General features: G+C 70.3%; 25 protein-coding genes. 12 read left to right on the top strand and 13 right to left on the bottom strand.

What is annotated here, in order from left to right; translation table 11 throughout:
- Positions 1 to 34 precede the first annotated feature (34 nt).
- Together OG975_RS03685 and OG975_RS03680 are read left to right on the top strand one after the other, a co-directional pair.
- On the top strand, positions 35 to 1,108 hold the full coding sequence (locus tag OG975_RS03685; protein ID WP_406327380.1) for a sugar ABC transporter substrate-binding protein: 1,074 nt from the start codon (positions 35 to 37) through the stop codon (positions 1,106 to 1,108).
- Positions 1,109 to 2,551: 1,443 nt separating this feature from the next.
- On the top strand, positions 2,552 to 3,250 hold the full coding sequence (locus tag OG975_RS03680) for a hypothetical protein (protein WP_406327378.1): 699 nt from the start codon (positions 2,552 to 2,554) through the stop codon (positions 3,248 to 3,250).
- Between the two features lie 113 nt (positions 3,251 to 3,363).
- On the opposite strand, the gene OG975_RS03675 is transcribed toward OG975_RS03680, so the two are convergent.
- From OG975_RS03675 to OG975_RS03665, 3 genes are all read right to left on the bottom strand, one after another.
- Positions 3,364 to 4,074 (bottom strand): dienelactone hydrolase family protein, encoded by a 711-nt coding sequence (locus tag OG975_RS03675; protein WP_406327377.1) that lies wholly within the window; start codon positions 4,072 to 4,074, stop codon positions 3,364 to 3,366.
- 72 nt (positions 4,075 to 4,146) lie between these two features.
- The gene (locus tag OG975_RS03670; RefSeq protein ID WP_406327376.1) at positions 4,147 to 5,199 is read right to left on the bottom strand and encodes a sodium-dependent transporter; all 1,053 of its coding nucleotides are present in this window, start codon (positions 5,197 to 5,199) and stop codon (positions 4,147 to 4,149) included.
- On the bottom strand, positions 5,153 to 5,896 hold the full coding sequence (locus OG975_RS03665) for a phosphatase PAP2 family protein (RefSeq protein ID WP_406327375.1): 744 nt from the start codon (positions 5,894 to 5,896) through the stop codon (positions 5,153 to 5,155). The genes OG975_RS03670 and OG975_RS03665 overlap by 47 nt, the downstream gene beginning before the upstream one ends.
- Positions 5,897 to 6,120: 224 nt before the next feature.
- Between OG975_RS03665 and OG975_RS03660 the strand changes: the two genes are divergently transcribed.
- Entirely contained in the window at positions 6,121 to 6,513 is a 393-nt protein-coding gene (locus tag OG975_RS03660) for a VOC family protein (RefSeq protein WP_381251926.1), read from the top strand.
- A 45-nt stretch (positions 6,514 to 6,558) separates the two neighbouring features.
- Entirely contained in the window at positions 6,559 to 7,623 is a 1,065-nt protein-coding gene (locus OG975_RS03655; RefSeq protein ID WP_330302307.1) for an adenosine deaminase, read from the top strand.
- Here the strand turns inward: OG975_RS03655 and OG975_RS03650 are convergent.
- The 3 genes from OG975_RS03650 to OG975_RS03640 all read right to left on the bottom strand — a co-directional run bounded on the left by OG975_RS03650 (position 7,611) and on the right by OG975_RS03640 (position 10,625).
- On the bottom strand, positions 7,611 to 8,120 hold the full coding sequence (locus OG975_RS03650; protein WP_406327374.1) for a mycothiol transferase: 510 nt from the start codon (positions 8,118 to 8,120) through the stop codon (positions 7,611 to 7,613). The two genes, OG975_RS03655 and OG975_RS03650, sit on opposite strands and share 13 nt — an antisense overlap.
- Before the next feature lie 27 nt (positions 8,121 to 8,147).
- Complete coding sequence (locus OG975_RS03645) at positions 8,148 to 9,635, bottom strand: carotenoid oxygenase family protein (RefSeq protein ID WP_406327373.1); 1,488 nt, start codon at positions 9,633 to 9,635, stop codon at positions 8,148 to 8,150.
- A gap of 99 nt (positions 9,636 to 9,734) precedes the next feature.
- On the bottom strand, positions 9,735 to 10,625 hold the full coding sequence (locus OG975_RS03640; protein WP_406327372.1) for a LysR substrate-binding domain-containing protein: 891 nt from the start codon (positions 10,623 to 10,625) through the stop codon (positions 9,735 to 9,737).
- Between the two features lie 172 nt (positions 10,626 to 10,797).
- On the opposite strand from OG975_RS03640, the gene mgrA reads away from it, so the two are divergent.
- A complete protein-coding gene (gene mgrA / locus OG975_RS03635) occupies positions 10,798 to 11,790 on the top strand; it encodes an L-glyceraldehyde 3-phosphate reductase (RefSeq protein ID WP_406336133.1) in 993 nt (330 codons plus the stop codon).
- 211 nt (positions 11,791 to 12,001) lie between these two features.
- Here mgrA and OG975_RS03630 read toward each other — a convergent pair whose 3' ends face one another.
- Entirely contained in the window at positions 12,002 to 12,379 is a 378-nt protein-coding gene (locus OG975_RS03630; protein WP_406327371.1) for a nuclear transport factor 2 family protein, read from the bottom strand.
- A 359-nt stretch (positions 12,380 to 12,738) separates the two neighbouring features.
- Here OG975_RS03630 and OG975_RS03625 point away from each other — a divergent pair, with 359 nt between their 5' ends.
- The 4 genes from OG975_RS03625 to OG975_RS03610 all read left to right on the top strand — a co-directional run bounded on the left by OG975_RS03625 (position 12,739) and on the right by OG975_RS03610 (position 17,313).
- Positions 12,739 to 13,149, top strand: a complete 411-nt coding sequence (locus tag OG975_RS03625; RefSeq protein WP_406327370.1) for a hypothetical protein — start codon at positions 12,739 to 12,741, stop codon at positions 13,147 to 13,149.
- Positions 13,150 to 13,289: 140 nt separating this feature from the next.
- Positions 13,290 to 15,632 (top strand): FHA domain-containing protein, encoded by a 2,343-nt coding sequence (locus OG975_RS03620; RefSeq protein ID WP_406327368.1) that lies wholly within the window; start codon positions 13,290 to 13,292, stop codon positions 15,630 to 15,632.
- A 6-nt stretch (positions 15,633 to 15,638) separates the two neighbouring features.
- The gene (locus OG975_RS03615) at positions 15,639 to 16,250 is read left to right on the top strand and encodes a hypothetical protein (RefSeq protein ID WP_406327367.1); all 612 of its coding nucleotides are present in this window, start codon (positions 15,639 to 15,641) and stop codon (positions 16,248 to 16,250) included.
- 34 nt (positions 16,251 to 16,284) lie between these two features.
- The gene (locus OG975_RS03610; RefSeq protein ID WP_406327365.1) at positions 16,285 to 17,313 is read left to right on the top strand and encodes a serine/threonine-protein kinase; all 1,029 of its coding nucleotides are present in this window, start codon (positions 16,285 to 16,287) and stop codon (positions 17,311 to 17,313) included.
- Positions 17,314 to 17,337: 24 nt separating this feature from the next.
- On the opposite strand, the gene OG975_RS03605 is transcribed toward OG975_RS03610, so the two are convergent.
- The gene (locus OG975_RS03605) at positions 17,338 to 18,645 is read right to left on the bottom strand and encodes a streptophobe family protein (RefSeq protein WP_406327363.1); all 1,308 of its coding nucleotides are present in this window, start codon (positions 18,643 to 18,645) and stop codon (positions 17,338 to 17,340) included.
- A 163-nt stretch (positions 18,646 to 18,808) separates the two neighbouring features.
- Between OG975_RS03605 and OG975_RS03600 the strand changes: the two genes are divergently transcribed.
- Positions 18,809 to 20,257, top strand: coding sequence for a DUF6777 domain-containing protein (locus tag OG975_RS03600; RefSeq protein ID WP_406327361.1), 1,449 nt, complete (start codon positions 18,809 to 18,811; stop codon positions 20,255 to 20,257).
- A gap of 53 nt (positions 20,258 to 20,310) precedes the next feature.
- Here OG975_RS03600 and OG975_RS03595 read toward each other — a convergent pair whose 3' ends face one another.
- Both OG975_RS03595 and OG975_RS03590 read right to left on the bottom strand, forming a co-directional pair.
- A complete protein-coding gene (locus OG975_RS03595) occupies positions 20,311 to 22,047 on the bottom strand; it encodes a multicopper oxidase family protein (RefSeq protein ID WP_406327359.1) in 1,737 nt (578 codons plus the stop codon).
- A gap of 54 nt (positions 22,048 to 22,101) precedes the next feature.
- On the bottom strand, positions 22,102 to 22,584 hold the full coding sequence (locus OG975_RS03590; RefSeq protein ID WP_406327357.1) for a hypothetical protein: 483 nt from the start codon (positions 22,582 to 22,584) through the stop codon (positions 22,102 to 22,104).
- 158 nt (positions 22,585 to 22,742) lie between these two features.
- Between OG975_RS03590 and OG975_RS03585 the strand changes: the two genes are divergently transcribed.
- Positions 22,743 to 23,264 carry a DinB family protein gene (locus OG975_RS03585; RefSeq protein WP_406336132.1) on the top strand — a complete coding sequence of 174 codons (522 nt, stop codon included), beginning with the start codon at positions 22,743 to 22,745 and terminating at the stop codon, positions 23,262 to 23,264.
- An 81-nt stretch (positions 23,265 to 23,345) separates the two neighbouring features.
- Complete coding sequence (locus tag OG975_RS03580) at positions 23,346 to 23,798, top strand: helix-turn-helix domain-containing protein (RefSeq protein ID WP_406327356.1); 453 nt, start codon at positions 23,346 to 23,348, stop codon at positions 23,796 to 23,798.
- Positions 23,799 to 23,838: 40 nt separating this feature from the next.
- Here OG975_RS03580 and OG975_RS03575 read toward each other — a convergent pair whose 3' ends face one another.
- The 3 genes from OG975_RS03575 to OG975_RS03565 all read right to left on the bottom strand — a co-directional run bounded on the left by OG975_RS03575 (position 23,839) and on the right by OG975_RS03565 (position 25,667).
- The gene (locus OG975_RS03575) at positions 23,839 to 24,441 is read right to left on the bottom strand and encodes a ClpP family protease (protein ID WP_369255088.1); all 603 of its coding nucleotides are present in this window, start codon (positions 24,439 to 24,441) and stop codon (positions 23,839 to 23,841) included.
- A gap of 1 nt (position 24,442) precedes the next feature.
- Positions 24,443 to 25,096, bottom strand: a complete 654-nt coding sequence (locus tag OG975_RS03570; protein WP_330302289.1) for an ATP-dependent Clp protease proteolytic subunit — start codon at positions 25,094 to 25,096, stop codon at positions 24,443 to 24,445.
- A gap of 139 nt (positions 25,097 to 25,235) precedes the next feature.
- The gene (locus tag OG975_RS03565) at positions 25,236 to 25,667 is read right to left on the bottom strand and encodes a (2Fe-2S) ferredoxin domain-containing protein (RefSeq protein WP_406327353.1); all 432 of its coding nucleotides are present in this window, start codon (positions 25,665 to 25,667) and stop codon (positions 25,236 to 25,238) included.
- Between the last annotated feature and the right edge of the window lie 13 nt (positions 25,668 to 25,680).

The raw sequence follows: 25,680 nt of genomic DNA, 5'->3' as shown, positions 1-25,680 counted from the left end.
TCCCGCACGAAACCGTCCGCATGGAGAACCAGCCGTGAAGACCCAATGCCTCAGATATCCCGGCCTCGGCGCCGTCACCGCCCTCGCCGTCACCGCGCTCAGCGCCTGCGGCGGCTCCGGTGCCGACTCGGGGGTCGACGCGGACGGTGCCCCGGTGGTGGGCGTCGACTACCCCCGCTCCGACACCGACTTCTGGAACGCGTACATCAAGTACACCCCGCGGTTCGCCAAGGAGCTCGGCCTAGAGCTGAAGACCACCCACTCGGAGAACGACGTCGCCAAACTCGCCGCCAACGCACAGACCTTCATCATCCACGGGGTGAAGGGCGCCGCGATGGCCCCGCAGGACACCGCCGTGATCGCGCCCACCCTCCAGCAGCTGGCCGCGCAGAAGATCCCCGTGGTCACCCTGGATACCCGTCCCGACACCGGCGACGTCTACATGGTGGTGCGCGCCGACAACCGCGCGTACGGAGTGAAAGCCTGCCGGTTCCTCGGCACCAAGCTCGGCGGCGAGGGCAAGGTCGTCATGCTCCAGGGCGACCTTGCCTCGATCAATGGCCGGGACCGCACCGAGGGGTTCAACGAGTGCATGAAGGAGAACTATCCCAAGATCAAGGTCTTCGGGGAGGCGACCAACTGGGACGGGGCGGTCGCGGCGCAGAAGCTGCAGACGGATCTCACTGCCCACCCTGATATCAAGGGCGTCTACATACAGGCCAGCTCCGCGCTCTCCGGCACCCTGCAGGTGCTCAAGCGGCAGGGTCTGCTGGTCGGCCCGGAGGACAAGAAGCATGTGTTCGTGGTCTCCAACGACGGCATCCCCAGGGAGCTCAAGGACATCGCCGAGGGCAAGATCGACGCCACGGTCTCCCAGCCCGCTGACCTCTACGCCAAGTACGCCCTCTACTACCTGAAGGCGGCGATCGAGGGCAAGACGTTCAAGCCCGGCAAGACCGACCACGACAGCACGATCGTCCAAGTCCGCGACGGTGTGCTGGAGGACCAGCTGTCCGCACCGCTGGTGACCGCGGACGGCGGGACCTACGGTGGGGTTCCCAGTCTCAAGAGCGACGACACGTCCCTCTGGGGCAACAACCTCGGCTGACCTCGCACGGCGTGCGCTCGGCGAACCCTCCTGGAACGCCGCGACCAACTGCTGCCAGCCGTTGTGCCGCGGGTGCCGGTACCCGGCCAGCCAGGCCACGTTGTGCCGGTACACCGGATCGACCGGCCCCAGCGGCAGGCGCGCCACCAGCACGGCCGCACAGCCCAGGGACTGCTCCACGAGCGCGGGCAGCCGGTCCGTGCGCGCGGTGAGCAGGCTGCCCGGCATCGGATGCCGAACCACGTAGTCGACGAACTCGACGGACACGGCATCGGCCCAGTGCACGTCATCCAGCAAAAGGACCCCTGAGGAGCCTGTGGTCTCCCGCCTCCAGCGGATCCGGCGGAGCGTCTGGTGCCACTCGACCCCGATGACCCAGCCGAAGCCCCCGGCCCCCGCACCGCTGGCGATGTCCTCCACGCCGTCCAGCGCGTCCGAGACCAGCGCCCAGGGCATCGTGCTCTCCCGCTCGTGCGCCCGCCCCGACAGCACCGGTACACCGGCGGGTGCCAAGGCGGGAACGCGGACAGTAGACGGGACTTGCCGATGCCCGGCTCACCGGTCACCACGACGAACGCGGGCTCACCGGTCGCAAGCAGTTCCTGGATCCGCAGCAGTTCGCGGCTTCGTCCCGGCCAGTCCGTGGGTCCCCGTGAGAGGCCACTAGCCTCGCCAGTGATTCCACGTAACTTCTAGACGTGACCGGTACGCGACGGATCCGCTCTCACGTGACCATGTCCAGCGCGCCGGCGCCGTCCATGATCCGGGACTGGAGACCGGCCTCCTCCTTGCTGATCTCCCATGCCGCATCCGGCTTCCCGGCGTGGCGTGCACGCATATTCCGGTTGATCCGTTGCAGAGCTTCCCGTTCTGCCTCGGAGAGCCCCTCTCGCACCTCGACGAGGTGCGGCCCCCGGCACACGGGCCAGGTTTCGTCGGCGGGCCACAGAAACGGTCCTGCGACGCAGCTGTCGAGCAGCCCCGGGTCACCTGCGGTCGGGCGGAGCAGGGTAGCTCTACGGGCATACGTCCCCAGGGCAGGGATATCGGCTATGAGGCCCTCGGCGTTCGGAGTTCGGGGTGTCACCCGCGTCACCGTAGTGCCTTCTAGCCTCCGTCTACCCGCCCGTGCTACCTGTCCGGACCGTCCTGTGCCCTTCACCCGGTGTGCCCTGGTGCACCTCACCGGGAGACCGCCACACTGCCGTCACGGGTGTTTTGCGCAGGGGGGCGCACATGGGGGAATCGAGTGGTGCGCCGGACGAGCCGGAAGCCGCTGACGGGCAGCGGCAGACGGGCAGTTCCCCTTCCATAAGGACAGCACTGGTGGCTTTTGGAAGTGCCGCTGCCTTGGCCTTCACCAGCGTGGTCTTCGGGTGGCTGCCCAACCCCTGGGAGGCCGACACACGGCCCAGGCCAGGGCTTGAGTCCCTGTCACTGGCCGTGGAGCAGACGTCGGGAATTCCGGCGACGTTGCGGACCGACGAGAGCAGCACGGTGAAGCGCACCACGACCAAGGGCGTCAGTGTCCTGCTGACACTGCGCAACAACGGCGACTTGGTGGCTGTGGTGACCGACTTCCGCATCACGGTGAAGGCCGTCTACCTGGCACGCGAGCCCTGCTCGCCGGACCTTCCGCCCACAGGAGGAGAGGTTTCCGTCACCGGCAACTTCGACGTGGTGTTGCCTGATACGGGCCCGGACAAGTCCAAGGGCTCGGACAGCGCAAAGGGCTCGGACAGGGCCGGGGCCGACACACTTCTCAGCAGGTCCTTCCAGATTCCGCCAGGGAAAGCCGAAGCGGTCCGGTTCACCCTGGGCGAGCCGGACAAGGAGGACGGCTACGAGAAGGAGCAGGGGCGCACGAGGATCTACCGGGCGGAGATCGCCTACCGCGAAGGCCAGACCCGCCCGTTCCACAGCGCCGGGACAGTGGCCTTCATGTCGCCCCCTGAAGCGGCACAGATTCTGGTCCGCTACGCCGACCTGGTTTCTGACAGCAGCCTGCTCGACTGCAAGGGAAACGTGCGACGTCACGTCGCCGAGGTGATCGCCGGCTCCGACAGCCATGGAGACGACCTCGATGCGCTGCTGACGAGCCTCGACGCAGCACGAGAGCAAGCCGGTACGACCAGTCCTTGAGAGGAATCCGGGAACGTTCCGGAGCGATCGACGGTCCAGCCGCTCAGCAGACGGTACGGCCGCCACCCGCCCCCGACGGATCTCGTGGGGAGGGCGGCCGGCCGACGACGCAGTCAGCCCAACTGCTCGTGCAGGAAGGCCACCGTGCTCTCCCAGGCCCGCGCGGCCGACTCGGGTTCGTACACCGCCGGGCGGCCGTCATTGAAGAAGGCGTGCTGGGCGGGGTAGAGGCGGAGGTCCGGGGCGATGCCGGACTGCTGCTGGATCGCCTCGCTCAGCTGCTCCAGGTTCTCCTTCGGAATACTCGTGTCGAGCTCGCCGTAGTGACCGAGGATCTGCGCCTTCAGGCCGGAGAAGTCGGGCAGCTCGCCCTGGATCACGCCGTAGAACGGGACCGCCGCGCTGACCCGCGGGTCGGCCGCGGCCTGGTAGACGACGAAGCCGCCGCCCATGCAGAAGCCGACCGATGCCACCGTGTCCGAGGTGACCTCGGGCAGAGCCAGCAGATGGTCGACCGCACCGGAGAGCAGCTCGACACCGCGCGCCACCGGCAGTTCCTTCATCATGCGGAAGGCCTCGCCGCTGTCGTGCGCCACATTGCCGCCGTACAGGTCGGGCGCGAGGGCCACGAAGCCCTCCGCCGCGAGCCGGTCCGCCACATTGGCGATGTGGTCGGTCAGGCCCCACCACTCCTGGATGACGATCACTCCGGGGCCCTGCCCGGAAGGCGGCAGCGCCAGATAGCCGTGCGCGGTGCCCCCGGCGCTGGGAAACGTCACGTTCTGATGGGCGGGGGCTCCGGTCGACTTCGGCAGCTCGGACATTGTCAGTCAACTCCTGTGGAGGCAGCGTCAGGTGGGGCGCGGCGGGCCGGCCCCGAGTCGATCTCCACGATGTCATGCGCGCGTACGGCGCCCCTGCCCGGCCCGCACGACCACGCCCGCCGCCACCTTCTGCAGCAGGCTGTAGGCGAGGACCGGCAGCAGCACATGCGGCCGGTCGGGCAGCGTCGTCGTGATGAGGACCGCGCTGGCGCTGCTGTTGTTCATCCCGCAGGCCAGCGTGACGGAGGCACCGGCGGGCGCGTCGAGACGCAGCACCCGGGCGGTGATCCGGCCCAGAGTGAACGACAGCCCGCACACCGTGGCGGCGACGGCCAGCGCGGCCACGAACAGCACCGGTTCGGGATGGCTGACGAAGGGGCCGAGGACACCGCTGGCATTGATGTACGTCAGCAGCAGCGAGCCGAGCATCGCCGCGGGGACCGCCGCGCCGAGCAGACGGTCCATGAGCCGGTGGGGCAGCGCGAGCCGGCACAGGATTCCGGCGCCGCAGGGCAACAGGACCCCCGTGAGCGCGAAGCTGTTTCCCGCTGTCTGTGCCGTTCCGGCCAGTGTCGCCGCGTACTCGCCGCTCAGCAGCGGGCACAGAGCCGTCATGGTGACCGGGATCGTCAGGGGACTGACAAGAGTGGACGCCAGCACGAGGCCGACCGTCGTCGGCTGGTCGCCGTCCCCCTTGCTGGTCCACACGGTGGCTCCGGCCGCCACGGGCATGGCGACGATCAGGATCATCGCCGCGACCAGACCGCTGCCCCCGTCACTGTCGGGGGACTGCCGCAGCGCGAACGCGACCCCCGGAATGATCAGCAGCGGTGCGACCAGATGGAGGGTGAGCCCGGTCAGCAGCGCGGTGGGGCGGCCGAGTACCGTCCGCAGCTCGTGCAGGGGCACTTGGAGACCCGCGGTGAACAGGACGAAAGACAGCAGGAAATGCGGCGTCTGGAAGGGGATTCCAAGGATTCCGGACGCGCCGATCGTGTGCGGGTGGCGCAGCCACAGACCCGGGGCCGGCACCGTCGTGGCGGCGAGGTAGGACGCGCCGGCGGCCCATCCGAGATGGCTACGGAGCAGAGTGAGGGGGGAATTTCCGCTGGGCGTGCGATTCATGGCGGCGCTCTTCCGTCGTGGGACCTGGGCGGAGACGGGGCGCCGATATCGCGGACCAGGCACGGGGAATGAACCGTGCGAAGACGTATGTGCACAGACTCAGCCAGCAGAGGCTGAACAGCCAGCCGCCCAGGACGTCGGAGAACCAGTGAACTCCCAGGTAGACACGGGACAGTCCGACCAGTGCGGCCCAGCAGCCGATGACCAGGACGAGCGACTTCCTGCCGTACGCAGCTCGCGCGAGCACCGCGAGAATGAGCAGTCCGCCGGCGACGGCGGACGTGGTGGTGTGGCCCGAGGGGAAGGACCAGCCGGAGGCGTGCGTGGCCCAGTCCGCCGTGGCGGGGCGGGGGCGGGCGACCAGGGACATCACGCCGTACCGCACGGCTTGTGCGGCGGCCAGACAGCCGAGGCAGCCGATGACGGCGAGGACGCGCTGACGCGCCGTACGACCGAGAATGAGGCCAGCCAGGGCGACCAGGACGTACGGAACGATCCCCGTGCCGGTGTAGGTCACCCCGCGCGCCACGGCGAGCGCCACATCCGGGCGGTGTCCCACCGACCAGGAGGTGAGGTCCTGGTCTCCGAACAGAGGGTCGCCGTCCCGGCCGGTCAGGATCAGTGTCAGCAGCACGAACGCGATCGTGCTCCCCACCGCCGTCGAACCGGCGAGATCCGTGGCGTCCTCGCGCTTCACGGCAGGGTCCCCCTTTCACGCTGGGCGCGCGGGCGCACAGGAGACCGCGTCCGCGATGACTACAGTTCTGTAGTCGGTCTACAAAACTGTAGACGAGGGTGGCGCCGAGATCGTTCCCGGTGCGGCTGAACGGATGGGCTCCGGCGTCGGCGCCTCCGCCGCAAGCGGACCACTCCGCGGGATGCCGTACCCTACGTGTTACGTATAACCCTGGAGAGGTTCCGATGAGACGCATCGCCCTGGTCACCCTCGTCGTCGACGACTACGACGAGGCGATCCGCCACTACACCGAAGCCCTCGGATTCCGCCTTGTCGAGGACACGCCGCGTCCCGACGGCTCCCGCTGGGTCGTCGTCGAGCCGGGCACGGAGGGCAGCGGCAGCGGCCTGCTGCTGGCCCGGGCCAAGGACGAGGCGCAGCGCGGCCGGGTCGGTGATCAGACCGGCGGGCGCGTGGGCTTCTTCCTGCACACCGACGACTTCGCCCGCGACCACGCACGGATGCGCGCTGCGGGCGTGACCTTCCTGGAGGAGCCGCGCCATGAGCCGTACGGCTCGGTCGTCGTCTTCCAGGACCTGTACGGAAACCGCTGGGACCTGCTGCAGCCCGCCCAGTAGCCAGACCTCCACCGCCCGGAAACAACCCGCCGAGGAAAGACACGCATGACCGCGCCCCGCATCGACATCGACACCATCCGCCGCCTCCCCAAGGCCGTGCTGCACGACCACCTCGACGGCGGTCTGCGCCCCACCACCCTCGTGGAGCTCGCGGAGACGGTCGGCCACACCCTGCCCACCACCGACCCGCAGGCGCTGGCCGACTGGTACTACGAGGCCGCCAACTCCGGTGACCTGGTGCGCTACATAGCCACCTTCGAGCACACCCTCGCCGTGATGCAGACCCGCGAGGGCCTGCTGCGCACCGCCGAGGAGTACGTCCTCGACCTCGCCGAGGACGGCGTCGTCTACGGCGAGGTCCGCTACGCGCCCGAGCTGAACACGCAGGGCGGGCTCACGATGAGCGAGGTCGTCGAGACAGTCCAGGAGGGCCTCGCCGCCGGTATGGCGAAGGCTGCGGCCGCGGGCACCCCGGTCCGCGTCGGCACCCTGCTGTGCGGCATGCGCATGTTCGACCGGGTTCGCGAGGCGGCCGACCTGGCCGTCGCCTTCCGGGACGCCGGTGTCGTCGGCTTCGACATCGCCGGGGCCGAGGACGGCTTCCCGCCCGCCGACCACCTGGCCGCCTTCGAGCACCTGCGCGGCGAGAGCGTCCCGTTCACCATCCACGCCGGTGAGGCGCACGGCCTGCCGAGCATCCACCAGGCCCTTCAGGTCTGCGGCGCCCAGCGCATCGGCCACGGCGTGCGCATCACCGAGGACATCGTCGACGGCAAGCTCGGCCGCCTCGCGGGCTGGGTGCGCGACCGCCGTATCGCCCTGGAGATGTGCCCCACGTCCAACCTCCAGACGGGCGCGGCCACCTCCATCGCCGAGCACCCCATCACCGCCCTGCGCGACCTGGGTTTCCGCGTCACCCTCAACACCGACAACCGTCTGGTGTCGGGCACGACGATGACCCGCGAGATGTCGCTGCTGGTCGAGGAGGCGGGCTGGAGCGTCGAGGACCTGCGCACGGTCACGGTCAACGCGATCAAGAGCGCGTTCATCCCGTTCGACGAGCGCAACGCCCTCATTGAGGACGTCGTGCTTCCCGGCTACGCCCTCTGAAGCAGCCCCCGCACATAGGCGGCCTGTCCGACGTGCTGCAGATCGTCGGACAGGACGCTGACCAGCCGTACGCCCAGGCTGACCGGGGGATCCCAGCGCTCGTCCACGATGCGCTCGAAGTCCTTGGCGGTCAGCCCGCGCACGAACCCCAGCGTCTGCTCGTGCACGGCGTCGTAGTACCCGGTCAGCAGCTCACCGGAGTGGACCCGCACCTTGGCGACCTTCGCGGGGCTGTGGCCGTACCCCGTGTCGCGGCGGGGCAGATCGAGCCCGAAGCGCTTCTCCCAGCCCTGGGCCGGCCAGACCTGGTCGAGCCCGGCGGCGTCGGCGACATGGTCGTCCTGGATCCGGGTGAGATGCCAGATCAGCCATGAGATGGGGTTGGTGCCTTCGGCGGGAGCGGCGTTGAGCCGGTCCGGGGCCAGACCCTCGACGGCGGCATGGACTTCTTCCTGGATGCGGCTGAACGCGTCGATGAGGATGTCCTTTGCATGCATGCGTCCACCATCGCGCATGGCGCTCCCTCACGCGTCCGGAATCCAGCTTCCGTGGAAGCCGAGCGGCACCCGGCCCGGCAGATGGATCCGGGCGACCGGCTCGCCGGTGAAGTCCTGGGCGGCCAGGATCACCAGGTCGGCGGCCCCGCGGTCGGGGTTGTGGACGTACGCGATCGCATAGCCGTCGTCCTCGGCCCGCGCCCCCTGCGACGGCACGAAGACGGCTTCCCCCGCGGCGGCGTCCTGCGGCAGCCGGTGGACCTGCGTGGTCCCGCGGCACAGGTCGTGCTTGATCAGCGCGTTGCTGAAGGCGCGGTCGGGCGGGTTCCCGTCGGGCGTCAGATACGCCAGCGTCATGTCGGCGGCGGCCGCCGTGTAGGCGTACCGGTGCCGCCGGGACACCAGCTCCTCGCGTATACGCGGGAACTCCTGCGGGCGGTCGTCGATCGTCCTGGTGCGTACGCGGCCGTGCGCCACGTCGATCGTCCACCGCTGGAGCGAGGCGGTGCCCGCCCCGTAGGGCCCGTCGGAGCCGCGGCCGGCGACATAGAAGGGGGCCGGGTAGGTCGTCATGTCGACGACCACGGACGAGCCTTCGTCGTACGCGTTCAGGGTGTGCGAGTAGTAGACCGGATCGACCTCGAACCAGCGGACCTCGCCACCGGCACGCGGCAGCAGGCCGACCCGCGTCGGGTGCTTCTCGTTCCAGACGTACGGCACGATGTCGCCCCGCTCGGCCCCCGCGGGGTCGAAGGTGATGGGCAGGTCGAAGATCACGACGTACTTCTCGGTGAGCGCGAAGTCGTGCATCATCGGCGCGTCCGCCACCGGGATCCTCGTGGTCCGCACGAGCCGGCCCGTGTGATCGATGACCTGGTGCCGGACGTGGTCCCATGCCGGGTAGTAGGCGATCGCGTGCAGCTCGCCGGCCGCCGCGTCGAACTTGGTGTGCGCGGTGAAGGCCCCCTTGAGGGTGCCGCGGAAGTCGTACGTACCGACCGTGTTGAGCTCGTGGTCGAGTTCGTACGGCAGCGGCCCGCTCTCCTGGAGCGCCAGGATCCGTCCCTTGTACCCGATCACATGGGTGTTGCAGGGGAAGTCGTCCGGCGGGACGGGCCCGGGGTAGGGCTCGCCGAGCTTCTTGGCCACGGAGGCCGAGCGGACCCAGCGGTTGCGATACCACTCGGCGCGGCCCTCGCGCAGCCGCACGCCGTGCACCATGCCGTCGCCGAGCATCCAGTGGTGGGCGCGCGGGTCCTCAAGTCCCAGGACGTTGGGGCCGTTTCGGAGGAAGCGGCCGTTCAGCTCACGGGGGATCCGTCCGGTGACCGGCAGATCGAATGCCGTCAGCTCCTCGCTGACGGGCTTGAACGCGCCCTCCAGGAAAGGGAATTGGCGCGTGTCCTGTGCGCGGACCCCGGCCGCCGCCGCCCGGCCGCTCACGCCACCGACGAGCCCCGCGGCCGCCGTGACCGCCGCGCCCCGCAGTACCGTGCGCCGTGTGTGATCCGTCATCTCCGTACTCCTGCCTCGCAGTTCTCGTGCTGGACATCCACGAGTCTGCGGCGGACCGACGGCCCGGTCAGGAGTGCTGGAGCCCCTCTGGGGGTGGTGTCAGACCCCCTCTTCGGAGGTGTCGAGGAGCGCCATCAGTGCCCGCGCCGCCGGACTGGTGGCCTCCGGCGGCGGCAGCATGGCGACGGTCTCGTACACCGCCTCGCCGGTGCCCTTGAGGGGGAGGGCGGTGAGGCCCTCGCGCTTGTGGCGGAAGTGGCGCGGTACGACGGCGATACCGAGGTTCTCGTCGATCAGGTCGAGGAGGCTGTGCACGTCGTTCACCTCCAGCGAGACCGTCCGCCGCACACCCGCCGCCGCGAAGGCCGCGTCGGTGGTGCGCCGCGGCCCCCAGTCCGGGTGGAAGTCCACGAAGGTCTCGCCGCTCAGATCCTCCGGCGTGAACGCGACGCCCGCCGTGGCGAGCCGGTGGGACGGGTGGCACAGCACGGTCATCGGCTCGCTGGCCAGCGACACGGACCGCAGCTGGTCGGTGTCCGCCTGCGTGCGATAGGCGAAGGCCAGGTCCAGGCGTCCGGCGGCGACCTCCTCCGCCAGCTCGCCCGACCCCGCCTGCCGCAGCCGGACCTCCACATCCGGGTGACGCCGCCGGAAAGCGGCGAGCAGCCCCGCCACATGCACACCCGCGATGCACTGCTCGGTACCCAGCGCCAGCGTGCCGCGCAGCACGCCCTGCACGGCCGCCACCGCCTCATGGGCCGACCGCACCTGCGCCAGGATCCGCACCGCCTCGCCCAGCAGCGCCCGCCCGGCCTCCGTGAGTGTCACCCGGCGGGTCGTCCGCACGAACAGCGGGGTCTGCAGCTCCCGCTCCAGCGCACGGATCGAGGCCGAGAGGCCCGACTGGGACACCAGCAACCGCTCGGCGGCCCGGGTGAAGTGCTGGTCCTCGGCGACGGCGACGAAGTGCTGGAGGTGGCGCAGTTCCATGAGCGGACAGCGTAGTCGCCGATTGAGAACCGCCATCGCTGAATCCCATCCGATTCTCCCGTTGGACCGTTGCCCCGGGTGCGCGCGAGAGTGGAGACCTGCTTTCTCGGTACCTGTCTTCTCGGTACCTGTTCTCTCGTTGCCTGTCTTCCCGGCCTTCCAGGAGTACGCGTTGTACACCGCACACCCCGACCGTTACGCGGACATGCCCTACCGACGCACCGGACGCAGCGGCCTGAAGCTCCCCGCGCTGTCGCTCGGCCTGTGGCACAACTTCGGCCCCGACCGGCCGGTGGAGACCCAGCGCGCGATCCTGCGCCGCGCCTTCGACCTCGGAGTCACCCACTTCGACCTGGCGAACAACTACGGGCCGCCGCCCGGCGCCGCCGAGTCGGCCCTCGGCGACGCACTGAAGGCCGACTTCGCGCCCTACCGCGACGAGCTGGTCATCTCGACCAAGGCCGGATATCTGATGTGGCCGGGCCCGTACGGCGAATGGGGCTCACGCAAGTACCTGCTGTCCTCGCTCGACCAGAGCCTGGCCCGGATGGGTCTGGACTACGTGGACATCTTCTACTCGCACCGCCCCGACCCGGAGACTCCGTTCGAGGAGACGATGGGCGCCCTGCACTCGGCGGTCCAGCAGGGCAAGGCGCTGTACGTCGGCGTCTCCAACTACTCGCCCGAGGAGACCCGCGAAGCCGCCCGCATCCTGGCCGAGCTGGGCACCCCGCTGCTGATCCACCAGCCGCGCTACTCGATGCTCGACCGCCGCCCTGAGGAGGAGGGGCTCCTGGACACGCTGGACGAGCTGCGGGTCGGCTCCATCGCCTACTCCCCGCTGGAGCAGGGCCTGCTCACCGGCCGTTACCTCGACGGCATCCCGGAGGGTTCGCGCGCCGCGAGCGACAGCCCGTTCCTGAGCGCGGACACGGTCACCGAGGATCTCGTACGACGGCTGCGCGCCCTCGACGAGATCGCGAAGTCGCGCGGCCAGTCCCTGGCTCAGCTGGCGCTGGCCTGGGTGCTGCGCGGCGGGCGGCTGACCTCCGCGCTGATCGGCGCGAGCAGCCCGCGGCAACTGGAGGACAGCGTCGCGGCGATCGGGAACCTGGACTTCGATCCGGACGAGCTCGCCCGGATCGACGCGATCATCGAGCCGTGACGCCCGGCGGCCGGGCAGGGCGGGGCTCGCTGAGCTCCGACAGCCGGTCGGCCGCCTCCGGGGCGACGGCGTAGGGCAATCCGTCGAGCAGGGGGCCGGTGGCGCACCACACGCTGGTGGCCGGCCCCCTGCTCGACTGGCGTACGAGTCCGGCCCGGCGGGCGCTGCGGGAGGCGGAGACCTCCGTGCCGGCCCCTCGCCGCATCGCGGGCTAGGCCGGAACGCGGTCCAGGAAGCCGTGGACGCTCCGGATGCGGTCCTCGCCGTCCAGGGTGATCACGTCGAATCCGGCGACGGGCGCCGAGCCGTCAGCCTCGCTCACCAGTTCCCAGCCGAAGCGGGCGACGTCGTGGTGTCCGTCGACCGCGCCCAGGAGCCGGAACGCGAACCCCGGGAACTGCTCCTGTGCCGCCGCGATCAGGGCCGCGATCTGCTCGGGCCCGCGGACGTCGGCCAGCGGGTCGGTGTAGCTGCCGTCCGCGGTCCAGGCGGCGGCGACCGCCTTCGCCAGCGCGTCCTGCCCGCCCGCGTTCCAGGCCTCGAAGTATCGGGCGACGGCGGTCTCGTAACGGTCGTTGCTCGCGGACATGGTGAATCAGCCTCCATCGAGGTCGTACCTGCTGGTCAGGGTCCGCATCCCCACGTTTCGTGCCCCGTTGGGATCCGGTACGACCACCTTGCCGGGCGGCGATCGGGGCGTCGATTACCCCGCGGGTAATGCCCCGAGCGTGGGGGCGTCGGCGCCGCCTGTGCCGTTTCAGCCAAACCAAGCTGTGAATATGCCAAGAGACTGGCTGGAATGGCATGGTGACAGAGTGTCAGGAGTGGCGATACTCAATTCTAGGGCGACTCAGCCACGCCCGGGGACAGCACCATCGTGCACAACCACTGAGCCGCAGGGAAAGCGAGGCCGGACCGGCAGCGAGCGACGCCGATGGGGGAGCGATCGTGCACGACGAATTCCTGTGCCATGTCACCGCGTACGGAATATGCGGCGGTCAGCGCATCGGCGTACCCCTGGGGACGTATCGCGCGCCGACCCTGGCATTGGCCCTGTGGTGGATGCGGGACCGCGCCGCGTGGATGGCCGAGCGGCTCGATCCACAGCCCGAGGACCCCACTTTCCCGCCGAACTCGATCGCGCCGGTGGCGGCCACCGTCCCGGACGTGCCGAGCATGCTCCGCGCCTGGTGCGGCGACTCGGACCAACAGGAACTGGTCGCCGAGGAATTAGCCGCGGGAAAACTCGTCCGCATCGCCACCAGTGACGACACCACCGAATACGAACTGCTCGCCGAATCCGTGGACGCCCTGCGCATGCAGCGGACCGCCGCCGTGCTGGGCATTTCCGCCGCCTGAAAGCCGCCTGACAGCCGTCTGATCGCTTTCTGTTTCGCCCGCGTCGTACTCACAAGGGTTTTGCCCCAGGTGCGCTGATCAGGGCTCGCCTCGGGTGCGCTGATCAGGCGCACATGTGGGCGAATAGCTAGAATTCTGGCATGGGAGAGCGGCCGGTCGCGCCGACTGCGCCTGAACTCGTCCTCGAGACCGAGACGGGCTCCACGGTGATGAGTCCGAGCCGCGACTATCACGTGGGGCGCGACCCCTTGAGCGACGTCGTCATCGACGACGTCCGGGTCTCGTGGCACCACGCGGTGCTGCGGCCCGAGGCCGACCACTGGACGCTCGAGGACGAGAACAGCACGAACGGTACGTACGCCGACGGGCGGCGCGTCCACGAGTGGGGCGTCGGACCGGGCAGCGTCATCCGCTTCGGCAGCCCCGCAGACGGCCCCCGCGCCGTTCTCCTCGACCGCCCGCCACCGGCCTCGGAGCGCCCCACGAGCGTCTCCGTACCGGCCGCCACGGGCACCTTCCGGCAGCCGAGCACCGTTCGGCCGCTCCCGGAGCGCACCATCCACATCGGCCGCGGCGCCGACAACGACCTGGTCATCGACGAGCTGGTGGTCTCCCGACGGCACGCGGAGCTGCGCGCCCACCCGGACGGGACGTACGAGATCGTCGACCTCGGCAGTCACAACGGCACGTTCCTCAACGGCAGCCCCGTCGCGCACGCCCCCGTCACACCGGGTGACATCGTCGGTATCGGCCACTCCGCGTTCTGCCTCGTCGGCGACCAGCTGCAGGAGTACGTCGACACGGGCGAGGTCTCCCTGGATGTCCAGGACATCACCGTCGAGGTCGACCGGGGCCGCAAGACGCTCCTCGACCAGGTGTCCTTTCCCGTCGGCGAGAAATCCCTGCTCGCCGTCGTGGGCCCGAGCGGCGCCGGAAAGTCCACGCTCCTCAACGCCCTGACCGGGCAGCGCCCCGCCAACCGCGGCACCGTCCTGTACGACGGCCGCGACCTCTACCGCGACTACGCCGAGCTGCGCCAGCGCATCGGTCTGGTCCCGCAGGACGACATCCTGCACGCGCAGCTCACCGTGCGCCGGGCCCTCACCTACGCCGCTGAGCTGCGCTTTCCGCAGGACACCGCGAAGGCGGAGCGCCGTGCGCGGGTCGACGAGGTGATCGGCCAGCTGGGTCTGGAGCAGCGTGTCGACCAGCCCGTGCACAGCCTGTCCGGCGGCCAGCGCAAGCGGGTCAGCGTGGCCCTGGAGCTGCTGACCAAGCCGTCGCTGCTGTTCCTCGACGAGCCCACCTCGGGTCTCGACCCAGGCATGGACCGCTCGGTGATGCAGATGCTGCGTGGTCTCGCCGACGACGGCCGTACGGTCATCGTCGTCACCCACAGCGTGCTCAGCCTCGAGGTCTGCGACCGGCTCCTGGTGCTCGCGCCCGGCGGCAAGGTCGCCTACTACGGGCCGCCCGACGACGCTCTCGCCTTCTTCGGCTACCGGCACTGGCCCGAGGCGTTCGAGGCCTTCGAGCGGGACCAGGACCGGGACTGGGCGGGGGAGTACGGGGAGTCGCCGTTCCACCAGGAGTACATCGACAACTCCAGCTCACAGCCGCATCTGCCGGAGGCCGCCCCGGGCGCCGTCGTCGGACCGCCGCCCAAGGCCCAGAGCTGGGGATCCCAGCTCGGCACCCTGGTGCGACGGTACGCGGCCGTGCTCAGCGCCGACCGGACCTTCCTCGCCGTCATGGTCGGCCTGCCCTGCGTGATGGGCGCGATGGCCCACGCGGTGGCCGGCAGCGCACTGACGGTGGAGACGGCGATGAACGTGCTGCTCATCCTGTGCATCGGCGCAGTCCTGACGGGGGCGGCCAACGCCGTGCGCGAACTGGTGAAGGAGCGGGTCATCTACCAGCGGGAGCGCGCGGTCGGCCTGTCCCGATCGGCGTACCTGATGTCGAAGGTCGTGGTCCTCGGCACCATCACCGTGCTCCAGGCCGTCGTCCTGACCCTGGTCGCCCTGTTCGGCGTCGACCTCAACGCGCCGGGCGGCAAAGGGGTCCTCATGCCGCCGCTCCTCGAGATGACGCTCTCCGTGGCCCTGCTCGCCTTCGCCGCAATGATGCTCGGCCTCGTCGTCTCCGCCGTGGTGACCAAGGAGGAGGTCACCATGCCGCTGCTGGTGCTGCTCGCCATCGTCCAGGTGGTTTTCAGCGGTGCGCTGTTGAAGCTGCACGGGGTGCCCGGCATCGAGCAACTGGCCTGGCTCGTCCCCGCGCGCTGGGGCCTGGGCGCCATGGCGGGGACCGTAGGCCTTGCCCGGATCTTCCCTGGGCCCCTGACCGTCGACCCGCTGTTTCGGCACTTGACCGGCGTCTGGCTGTTCAACGTGGGGATGCTGGTCGTCCTCTCCGTCGTCTTCGGATTCGCGGTGGCCCGCCTGTTGCGGCGCCACGAACCCGCGGTCATGCGGAAGTAGGCGCCGATGACGACCCCCGGCTTCCGCCCCACGCATGTCGTCCCCCAGGACGGCCTGCCCGCCTGGGAGAGCCCGGACCCGTCCCGGCGCACCGTGCCGCTGGACGCCCTGCTGCCGGTCCAGCTCGTCGACCGGCGCGGGGACTGGGGCCGGGTCATCTGCGCCAACGGCTGGTCGGCCTGGGTCGACGGCCGCCTCCTGGTCCCCGTACCGCAGGCACCGCCCGCCGCGACCAGCCCCATCGCCCGCACGGCCGACCCGCGCCCGCTGCTCGCCCGTGTCGAGGAGGCCCTCGCCCGCTACCGCAGCGCCGCCGAGGAACTCGCGGCCGGACAGCTCGACGGGGAGTCCTTCCGCGGCCGTACGCAGGGGCAGCGGATCGGGGTGGTCGTCGACGGGGAGTCCCTGTGGCTGTACGACGGCGAGCATGAGCGATGGGTGTACTGCGACGGCACGCGGCTGAGCATGTTCGCGGCCGAGAGGGATCCGGCGCTCGTGGAACCGGAGCAGGCGCACAAGGCCCCGGAGCGGACCAGGGCCGTACGCGAAGCCCCTCCGGACGGCCGTGAACCCACCCGCGTCGTGGCGTCCGACGAGGACGACCGGAGGGGCGCCTGATGGGCGGCGCGCGGCATGACCCGGGGGGTGGCTGATGGAAGGCGCGCGGCACGAGACCAGCGTGTTCTCGGGGAGTCCGTCCGAGCTGATCGGACGGCAGATCGCGGACTACCGGATCGAGGGGGAGATCGGCCGCGGCGGGATGGCCGTCGTCTACCGGGCCAAGGACCTCCGCCTGGACCGCGTCGTCGCCCTCAAGCTGCTCGCGCCGGACCTCGCCAGCAACGACACCTTCCGGGCGCGCTTCACTCACGAGTCACGGGTGGCCGCCGCGATCGAACACCCGAACATCGTCCCGATCTTCGAGGCGGGCGAGGCGGACGGCATCCTGTACATCGCCATGCGGTGCGTCCCCGGGCGCGACCTGAGCCGTCTGCTCGCCAGTGAGGGGCCGCTGCCGCTCGCGGTGGCCGTCCGGATCGCCGTCCAGGTCGCGTCGGCCCTCGACGCGGCCCACGACCACGGCCTGGTGCACCGGGATGTGAAACCCGGCAACATCCTGGTGTCCGAGGGCACCGACAGCGACCACCCCGAGCACGTCTACCTCACGGACTTCGGCCTGACGAAGAAGTCGCTGGCCATGACCGGGTTCACCAGCCAGGGCCAGTTCGTCGGCACGCTCGAGTACGTGGCGCCGGAGCAGATCTCAGGGAAGCCCGTGGACGGCCGGTGCGACGTCTACAGCCTCGCCGTCGTCGTCTACGAGACCCTGGCCGGGAGGACGCCCTTCCAGCGCGAGGACCCCATGGCGCTGCTGTGGGCGCACCAGTACGACCAGCCGCCGGCGCTGACCGTGAAGCGCCCCGACCTCGCCGCCGGCGTCGACGAGGTCATGGAGAAGGCGCTCGCGAAGTGCCCCGACGACCGGTACGACTCCTGCCTCGCCTTCGTGAACGCGCTGCGGGCCGCGACGCGCAGCCCCACCGTCGTGGGCGGGACGACGACTCAGCCGAAGGCCGAAGCCGTGGAAGCGCCCGAAGCTCCCGGCCCGTCACCGGAGGCCGGACCTCCCGGCCCGCCACCGGAGCCGCCGAGCTGGGCCCGGCCGGTCTTCCGGGCTTAGCGGCCTCGCTCGGCTGACGCGACGTCAACGCCGGTCGGGCGCGGCGGTATCGACCTCGCCCTTGCGGTGGACGCCCTTCGCCAGCAGACCGCCGAGGAACCCGGTGACCAGCCCCCACAGCACGGCGAACCCGAGCGCGGTCCACAGCTCGGGCTTCAGGAAGAGTTCCCCCTTCAGGCCCCCGCCGACGTCGCCGATGCCGAGGATCGACAGGCCGTAGTGCGCCGAGATCCGGCCGATCAGACAGATCATCAGCACGGTGAGCGCGAGCGCGACCGCCATGTGCACGGCGTGCTGCCAGGCCCGCATCCGGGCCGGTGAACGGGCCGCCATCAGGAACGCGGCCGCGAGCACCAGCACCGCGTCGATGGCCACCAGCCACCACACCCTGCCGTCGTGCTCGGCGAGGGTGTGGAGGTTGAGCGTGGAGACGTCCGGGGTGCGCAGCACCTCGTCGAGCAGATGTGGCATCGGCAGCCCGAAGGGCCCGTCCACGCGCCCGTTCCAGGTGGCGCCCAGCCCGATGGTGAAGGTGAGCCAGACAAGGTTCGGGAGTCCGAGGAGGATCACGGCGAACGTCTCGGGGACGTGCCCACGCGTCGCCGCCACCACCAGCGCGATGACCAGGCCCAGGGCGACGCACACGAGCAACAGCGCGACCATGGCGTACGCGGCCGGACGCACCGACTCCTGGAAGCGCAGCAGCCGCGCGGGGAGCGGTGCCCCGCGCGAGACCAGCAGGGCGAGGACGAACACGCCCGCCAGCCACAGCACTCCGAAGACCAGCGTCGGTGTCATATCGGTCTTGAAGCCCACCTTGGGCGTGACACCGAACAGGTCGCCGATGTCGCCGATCGTCCCGTTCCCGAGGGAGACCGTGAAGTTCTGTCGGGCGAAGAGCCCGAGTCCGACCAGGGCCAGCACCCACAGGACGGCGATCCGGGCGGCCCACCCGGCCAGTTCGGGAGCGCCGGCGACGGCACGGTGCCGCAGCGGACGCAGGAAGCCGGCCGCGATCACCAGGGCTCCGGCCAGCGTGACCGAGAGCGGAGTCACCGTCAGACCCGCCTGGGTGTCGGCGATGACTCCGGCGTCGCCCGCGAACTCGATGGTGCCGCCGACCGCCGTCACCACCGTGGCCGCGACGACCCGCGGGAACGCGTTGTCGGGGAGATCCATGGCGCCCGAGGCCCACAGCCCGAGTGCGGCGACCACGACCATGACGATCAGCCCGGCCAGCACCGCCACCAGGGCCTGGACCCAGCCGTGGCGGGCGGCCGTCCGCTCACCGCTGCGGGCAACTGCCTGGTCGGACGGTGTCTGGGGGCTCACGCTGCCACGCTAAGCAGCGCCGACGAGGTCCGCCCCTCGGGTGGGCCGACCGCGTCAGCTTGCGGGCAGTACGGGACCGGAGCACACAATAGGTTCGTTGCGGAAGAAAGTGGCACAAAGCGTTTCAGGTGCCGCAGGATCCCTACGCCTGGAAGAAGAGCTCGTGAGTGTCGAACCGCCGACTTCCGGCCGCCCCACCGGACCGCCTTCGGGCCCGCTGTCGGGTCCGTCGCAGCCGGGCCGGTCCGAACCCACCCCGACCCAGCCGATCGGCCGTTCGCCCTCGGAGCCGCCCAGCGGTGCCTCGGGCGCCGGTGACAGCGGAGCGGGGAGCGGATCGGGCGGTACGGGTGGACCCTCCGGGTCCGGTGGTGGTCCGTCCGGGCCGGGGGAGCCGGGGAAGGGGTCCGGACTTCCCTGGTGGAAGTCGGCGCCCCGCGTCGCGCTCCTCACCGGTGTCGTGGCCGCCGCGGTGATCCTGGGGCTCGTCTTCACCACCAACAACAACGGCGGCGGCAGCAAGAACACCGGCAGTGAGGTCTTCCTCCAGTCCGCGAGCAAGGCAGGCCCCGACCCGTTCACCGAGTCGACAGCGAACAACAGTTCCACCGCGCCCGAGACAGCCACGGCGTCGGCCGCGTCGGAGTCCGCCCATGTGACGCGTGGCTACGATGGTTCCACGCCCGGTCTCTACGGCGGCACCCGCAATGTCTCCAGCTGCAATGTGGAGAAGCAGATCAGCGCGCTCCAGGCGGACCCGGCGAAGAACAAGTCGTTCGCCTCGGTGGAGGGCATCCAGCCGTCCGCGGTCCCCGCGTATCTGCGCTCGCTCACCCCCGTACAGCTGCGTATGGACACCCGTGTCACCAACCACGGCTACCGCAATGGCGTCGCCACCAGCTATCAGGCGGTCCTCCAGGCGGGCACCGCCGTCCTCGTCGACTCCCGCGGCGTGCCCCGCGTGCGCTGTGCGTGCGGCAACCCGCTGCTGGGGCCGGTCGCGCAGCAGACCACGCCCAAGCCGACCGGCGACTCGTGGCCGTCGTACCGGACGCAGAACGTCGTGGTCGTCGCGCCCTCGACGACCATCATCAACGTGTTCGTGATCTTCGACCGTGACCACGACGTGTGGATCGCCCGGCACAAGGGCGACACCGGCCACCGCGACCAGCAGACGAAGCCGCCGGCGCACCCTCCCACCCCGTCGGTGAGTATCTCGACTCCGACTCCCAGCTCTCCGTCGCCGTGCGTCTCCGAGCCCAAGGGCTCGCGTGGCACGTGCCCCCCGTCCTCCCCGTCGCCGGCGTCCTCGTCGCCCTCGTCGTCCTCCTCCTCGCCTTCGTCGTCCTCTTCTTCGCCCTCTTCGTCCTCCTCTTCGCCTTCTTCACCGTCGTCACAGTCCTCGGATTCGTCATCGGCATCCGAGTCGACGTCCACCGAGCCGCCGACGACCGCGTCGGAGTCGGAGTCGGCGTCGACCTCCGGCTCCGCGTCCGCCGATCTGACGACACAGTCCTCGTCGGAGTCCTCCTCCGCCGACACCTCCACGACGACGGAATCCTCGGCCTTCAGCGCCCCGGAGTCGTCCGAAGTGGTGTCCCCGGGGCCCTGAGAAGCGGAGCCCGAAGCCTCAGCCGATCCGCGGACGGGGAGCCGGAGCCGTTGTCACTTCCGGTAGCCGAGGACGGTCATCATGCCGGACTCGGAGTGGTACTGGTTGTGGCAGTGGAGCATCCACAGGCCCGGGTTGTCGGCGTTGAATTCGACGACGATCTTGCGGTGCGGCAGTACGTAGGCGGTGTCCTTGCGGGCTCCGGCCGCGTCGATGCCCCTGAGCGCGAAGGTGTGGCCGTGCAGATGCATGGGATGCCACATGTCGGTGGCGTTGATGAGGGTCAGGCGGACCCGTTCACCCTCCCGGACCGGATGGCGTTCCTCGATGGAGTAAGGCCGGTGGTCGAAGCTCCAGTCGAACTTCCTCATGCCGCCGGTCAGTCTGATGCGCATCTCGCGGTCCGGCTCGCGGTGGCAGAGGGCGACGGATTCGTCCGGCACGAGGCGTCTGGCCGGCACGACCCGGCCGTCGAGCTCCGCCGGATGCACGGAGGGGTGGGGGCGGCCTCCGCTGCCGGTACGCAGGACGGCGAGGGCTCGTGCGTTCTTGCCCTCGGCGAGCGCGACCAGCGGGAACACCCCGTCCTTGGCGGTGATGACCACGTCATAGCGTTCGGCCATGCCGATCAGCAGCGCCTCCGTCTTCTTGTGTTCGACCGGGTAGCCGTCCGTGTGCGTCACCGTCATCTCGTGACCGCCCAGCGCCACCCGGAAGGCAGTGTCGCCGCCGGCGTTGATGATCCGCAGCCGGATGCGGTCGCCGGGGCGGGCCCGGAAGACCGAAGGCGCGTGCGGGAGGCGTCCGTTGACCAGGTAGTACGGGTAGGCGATGTTGCCGCCCTCGCCGTGCAGCATGCGGCTGTGGGAGTTCCGCAGGACGCGGGAGGGGCCGGTGGACCTGTCGTTATCCGACGCGTGCCCGCCGGCGGACATGTCGTGGCCGGAACCGTCGCCGGCGTCGTCCTCACCCATGTCCATGCCCATCGGCGCACCCATGCCGTGCCGCAACTGCGCGAGCACGCGGTCCGGACTGGAGCCGCCCACGCCGTCCAGCCAGTCGTCCAGGACGACGACCCACTCCTTGTCGTAGGACAACGGCTCCCTGGGGTCCTCGACGATGAGCGGTGCGTACAGGCCGCGGTCCAGCTGGAGTCCCGAGTGCGAATGCAGCCAGTACGTACCCGGGTGCGACACGGCGAAGCGGTAGGTGAAGTCCGCGCCGGGCTGGATGGAGTACTGGGTCAGGCCCGGGACGCCGTCCATGTCACAGCGCATACGGACACCGTGCGAGTGCAGCGTCGTCGACACGGGCAGGTGGTTGGCGAGCCTCAGATTGAGGATGTCGCCCGCGGTGACCCGGACCTCCTTGCCGGGCAGCGCGTCGCCGTACGCCCACGACCTGACGGTCCGCCCGCCCAGGTCGAGGGACGTCTCGGTGGCGGTCAACGCGAACGTGCGGAGGCGGCCGTGCCCGCGCTCATGCTCGGCGGCGATGACCTCGGGATCGGACGGGTTCACGTATCCCTTGGGCCCCCTGGGGACAAAGGGTCTGCCGCCATGGTCATGGCCGGTGGTCCTGGCCTGCGAGTGCGCGCCCGTCCCCGAGTGCGAGCCGTCCCCTGAGTGCGACCCGGGCCCGGGCCGAGGGCTGGACCCGGAGCGGGATCCGGCCCCCGAGCGGGCGCCGGCCTCGGAGGGGGAGTCGGACCCGGAACAGGCGGCCAGCAGTCCCGAGCCGGCGGCCACGATCGAGGCGCCGAGCAAGGTGCGCCGCGTAGGTGTGTGCATGGATGAATAACACACGTTTTAGGGTGATATGTCAGAGAACTGAAGCGGCGCGTCTCACGAATCTCGCGGATCGAACGACAGCCCGTTCTCATCCAGGGCGTTGAATACCGTGACGCGTCCCTGGGGAAAGACGAAGCTGACGTCCACGGCACCCTGTGCGACGTCCGGACCCGTCCACTCCAGCAGTTCGACGTCCTGCAAGGGCTGGTCGAGCAGGGCCCGCGTCCCAGGGAACGGGTCCCGCTGCCACCGGAGTGCGAAGCCGGGCCACTTCACGGGCCGTTGGGGGTCGATCGAGTTCCAGGTCAGCGACAGGTCGTCGAACTTCCAGTGGTTGACCTCGACCTGCTCACCTCCGAAGTCGAGCAGAACGGGACAGTCGGCGAACCACTCGCCGTCGTGAAGGTCCCAGACCGCCCAGACACGGGTCAGCGGACGACCGGTGAGGGCGCGCAACCGCTCGCCGTGCGCAGCTTTGACGGCGGACGCGCCGTTCATCCAGCGAGGTCCGTAGCCCGCGATTCCGAAGTCGAACACGCGAAGGATTGTGGCAGGGACGGCAGGAGGACCGGAGGGCGGTGGAAAACCGGTGGCGGATGGTGTGGTGGCGGTCGATGCTCGTGGGCATGGCTGACAGTGTCCGACCGGAGTCCGGTGACAGTCCCGGGATTGAGCGGAGCTTCGGATGGTGGGACATGTTCCTGCATCCGGACCAGGATCCGCGGTCCGACGGCGGGTTCGTGGGGGAGCGGGACACGCTGGTCGGGTTTCTGCGGGACCAGCGGCTGACGTTGGAGATGAAGTGCGCCGGGCTCGACGCCGAGGCGATGGCCAGGCGCTCGGTCGAGCCGTCGAACCTGTCGCTGCTCGGGCTCGTGCGGCATCTCGCCGGGGTCGAACAGGCGTGGTTCCGGCGGGTGATGGCCGGACAGGACGTGCCACGGCACTACCGCTCCGACGACGATCCCGGCGGAGACTTCAACGGCGCGCTGCCCGACCCCGAGGCCGTCGCACAGGCCTGGGAAACCTGGCGCTCCGAAGTCGCCTTCGCCGAACGGTTCGTGGCCGAGGCCCCCGACCTGGGCGTCACCGGCACGCACGACGACGAGCCCATCGCTCTCCGCGAGGTGCTGGTGCACATGATCGAGGAGTACGCCCGGCACAACGGCCACGCGGACTTCCTGCGCGAGCGGATCGACGGCCGGGTGGGGCAGTAGCACCCTGCCGGGCGCCGCGGATTCACCGAGAGCAGAACGCCGATCCCTTCCCCCACGGCCCAGCGCTTCTAGGCTGAAGGGGTGAGCAACCAAGCGCCGAACAGCAAGCAAGCGCCGGACGAAGCCCGCGTCATCCCGCTGCGCCCGGCCGCCGCCCCGGCACGCGTGCCGCAGCGGCCCCGGCCGGTCCTCGCGCCACGGCAGGTGCCACCGGCACCCGCCGGCAGGGAACCGCTGTGGCGCGACGTCGTCGGCGACGTCCTGCGGCACGAGCGCCTCGCCCAGGAGCGCACCCTGAAGGACGTGGCCGACGCGGCCCGGATCTCCATGCCCTACCTCTCCGAGCTGGAGCGCGGCCGCAAGGAGGCATCCTCCGAAGTCCTCGCGGCCGCCGCCCGCGCCCTGGGCCTCGGCCTCACCGACCTGCTGTCGCTGGCCCAGGACGAACTCACCCGGCTCGACCGTGCGAGGCCGGGCCGCGCCACCCCGAGGGCCTCGACCTCGCGGTACGACGGCATGTGCCTGGCTGCCTGACCGGCCCGCGGTGGTCCGGCCCGCGGCGCGAACCCGGTTGTCAGACCACCGCGAGCCGCCGGCTCACCACCTCGTCCACGATTCCGTACGCCACCGCCTCCTGTGCGGTGAAGACCTTGTCGCGGTCCATGTCCGCGCGCAGTGTCGCGGTGTCGTGGTGCGTGTGCCGGGAGAGGACCTCCTCGACCTGGGAGCGGATGCGGAGCATCTCCTTGGCCTGGAGAGTGAGGTCCGAGACCGTGCCCTGCCGGCCGCCGCTGGCCGGCTGGCCGAGCAGCACCCGCGCGTGCTCCAGCACGAACCGCCGCCCGGGATCGCCCCCGGCCAGCAGCACCGCCGCCGTCGAGGCCGCCTGCCCGACGCAGAACGTCGAGATCGGCGCCTGCACGAACGTCATCGTGTCGTAGATCGCCATGAGTGAAGTGAAGGAACCACCGGGCGAGTTGATGTAGATCGCGATCTCGCTCTCCGGGTTCGACGACTCCAGATGGAGGAGTTGCGCGATGACGACGTTCGCGACCCCGTCGTCGATCTCCGTGCCGAGAAAGATGATCCGCTCGGACAGCAGCCGGCTGAAGACGTCGTACGACCGCTCGCCCTGCGGGGTCCGCTCGATGACGTTCGGAATCGTGTACGTACCCATGTCAGAGCCCCATCCGTCGCCGTGACGCGGCCGGGCGGACGTCGTCGAGCGACTCCACGACCCGGTCGACCATGCCGTATTCCTTGGCCTGCTCGGCCGTGAACCAGCGGTCGCGGTCGCCGTCCCGGGAGATCGTCTCCTCGCTCTGGCCGGTGTGCTCCGCGGTGATCCGCTCGATGGCCTTCTTCGTGAACTCCAGGTTCTGCGCCTGGATTTCGATGTCGGCGGTGGTGCCGCCGATGCCGGCCGACGGCTGGTGCATCATGATCCGCGCGTTCGGCAGCGCGAAGCGCTTCCCGTGCGTGCCCACGCTGAGCAGGAACTGGCCCATGCTCGCTGCGAATCCCATGACGAGCGTCGAGACGTCGTTCGGGATCAGCCGCATCGTGTCGTAGATCGCGAGGCCCGCGGTCACCGATCCGCCCGGACTGTTGAGGTACAGGCTGATGTCGGTCCGCGCGTCCTCCGCCGACAGCAGGAGCAGTTGCGCGCAGACCCGGTTCGCGGAGACCTCGTCGACCTGCGTGCCGAGAAAGACGATCCGCTGGGCGAGCAGCTGCGCTGCCAGATGGTCGTCGAAGCGTGTCGCGGGGGTGTCGCCCTCCTCGGCCCGCGGCGCACGGGCCGGGTCCCAGCCGGTGATGAGTGGAGTCATCGGTCCTCCTAGTCGTGACGCGGCTGCCGTCGCCGCACACGCTCCACTCTCGGCCCGAACACGCCCGTGGATCAGCTTTCTCGGCCCGCAGCAGATTCGCTGCGAGCAGAGGTCCACGTCGAGATCTACGGCACCAGCCTTATCGGCGGGTACGGGACCGGGCCTCGCTCGGCGGGCGGATGAACTGGAGTTCCAGGGTGACCGGGGGTTCGGCGATGCCCGGTCCTCCGGCGGCCGCCCACCGCAGCACCTCGTCCGTGCAGTCGTCGTCCATGGCGAAGCCGATCCATGTGGGCCGGCCGCCGGCCCGGCGCCCGGCTCCGGACGGCTGCACGACGATGACGTTCGCCTGGTCGCACGGGCCGAGACAGTCCGTCGTACGCACGACGAAACGGCCACCGGAGGCGTGGGCACCGGCGCGCAGCCGGTCCAACTGCCAGTCGTGGTCGGTACCGGGGTGCTTGCGCGGGTTGCCGCAGCAGCAGCCCCGGCAGACGACCAGGGTGCAGGGCCGCGAACCGGCGGCGCCTATCGCGGTCCTGCGAAAGCTCTGGGGCGTAGCGCCGGTCACGGGGATGCGGGTC

It is taken from the genome of Streptomyces sp. NBC_00203 (assembly GCF_045206325.1).
GTDB classification, from domain to species: Bacteria; Actinomycetota; Actinomycetes; order Streptomycetales; family Streptomycetaceae; genus Streptomyces; species Streptomyces lutosisoli.
Note: the sequence above shows the minus strand (reverse complement) of the source record. Positions and strands in the feature narration are given on the sequence as shown.

Coding starts and splice junctions, on each gene's coding strand:
- OG975_RS03675 (WP_406327377.1), bottom strand. CDS start 4,074: ATGTCCGAGCTGCCGAAGTCGACCGGAGCCCCCGCCCATCAGAACGTG.
- OG975_RS03670 (WP_406327376.1), bottom strand. CDS start 5,199: ATGAATCGCACGCCCAGCGGAAATTCCCCCCTCACTCTGCTCCGTAGC.
- OG975_RS03660 (WP_381251926.1), top strand. CDS start 6,121: ATGAGACGCATCGCCCTGGTCACCCTCGTCGTCGACGACTACGACGAG.
- OG975_RS03655 (WP_330302307.1), top strand. CDS start 6,559: ATGACCGCGCCCCGCATCGACATCGACACCATCCGCCGCCTCCCCAAG.
- OG975_RS03650 (WP_406327374.1), bottom strand. CDS start 8,120: ATGCATGCAAAGGACATCCTCATCGACGCGTTCAGCCGCATCCAGGAA.
- OG975_RS03645 (WP_406327373.1), bottom strand. CDS start 9,635: ATGACGGATCACACACGGCGCACGGTACTGCGGGGCGCGGCGGTCACG.
- OG975_RS03640 (WP_406327372.1), bottom strand. CDS start 10,625: ATGGAACTGCGCCACCTCCAGCACTTCGTCGCCGTCGCCGAGGACCAG.
- OG975_RS03630 (WP_406327371.1), bottom strand. CDS start 12,379: ATGTCCGCGAGCAACGACCGTTACGAGACCGCCGTCGCCCGATACTTC.
- OG975_RS03620 (WP_406327368.1), top strand. CDS start 13,290: ATGGGAGAGCGGCCGGTCGCGCCGACTGCGCCTGAACTCGTCCTCGAG.
- OG975_RS03615 (WP_406327367.1), top strand. CDS start 15,639: ATGACGACCCCCGGCTTCCGCCCCACGCATGTCGTCCCCCAGGACGGC.
- OG975_RS03610 (WP_406327365.1), top strand. CDS start 16,285: ATGGAAGGCGCGCGGCACGAGACCAGCGTGTTCTCGGGGAGTCCGTCC.
- OG975_RS03595 (WP_406327359.1), bottom strand. CDS start 22,047: ATGCACACACCTACGCGGCGCACCTTGCTCGGCGCCTCGATCGTGGCC.
- OG975_RS03585 (WP_406336132.1), top strand. CDS start 22,743: ATGTTCCTGCATCCGGACCAGGATCCGCGGTCCGACGGCGGGTTCGTG.
- OG975_RS03575 (WP_369255088.1), bottom strand. CDS start 24,441: ATGGGTACGTACACGATTCCGAACGTCATCGAGCGGACCCCGCAGGGC.
- OG975_RS03570 (WP_330302289.1), bottom strand. CDS start 25,096: ATGACTCCACTCATCACCGGCTGGGACCCGGCCCGTGCGCCGCGGGCC.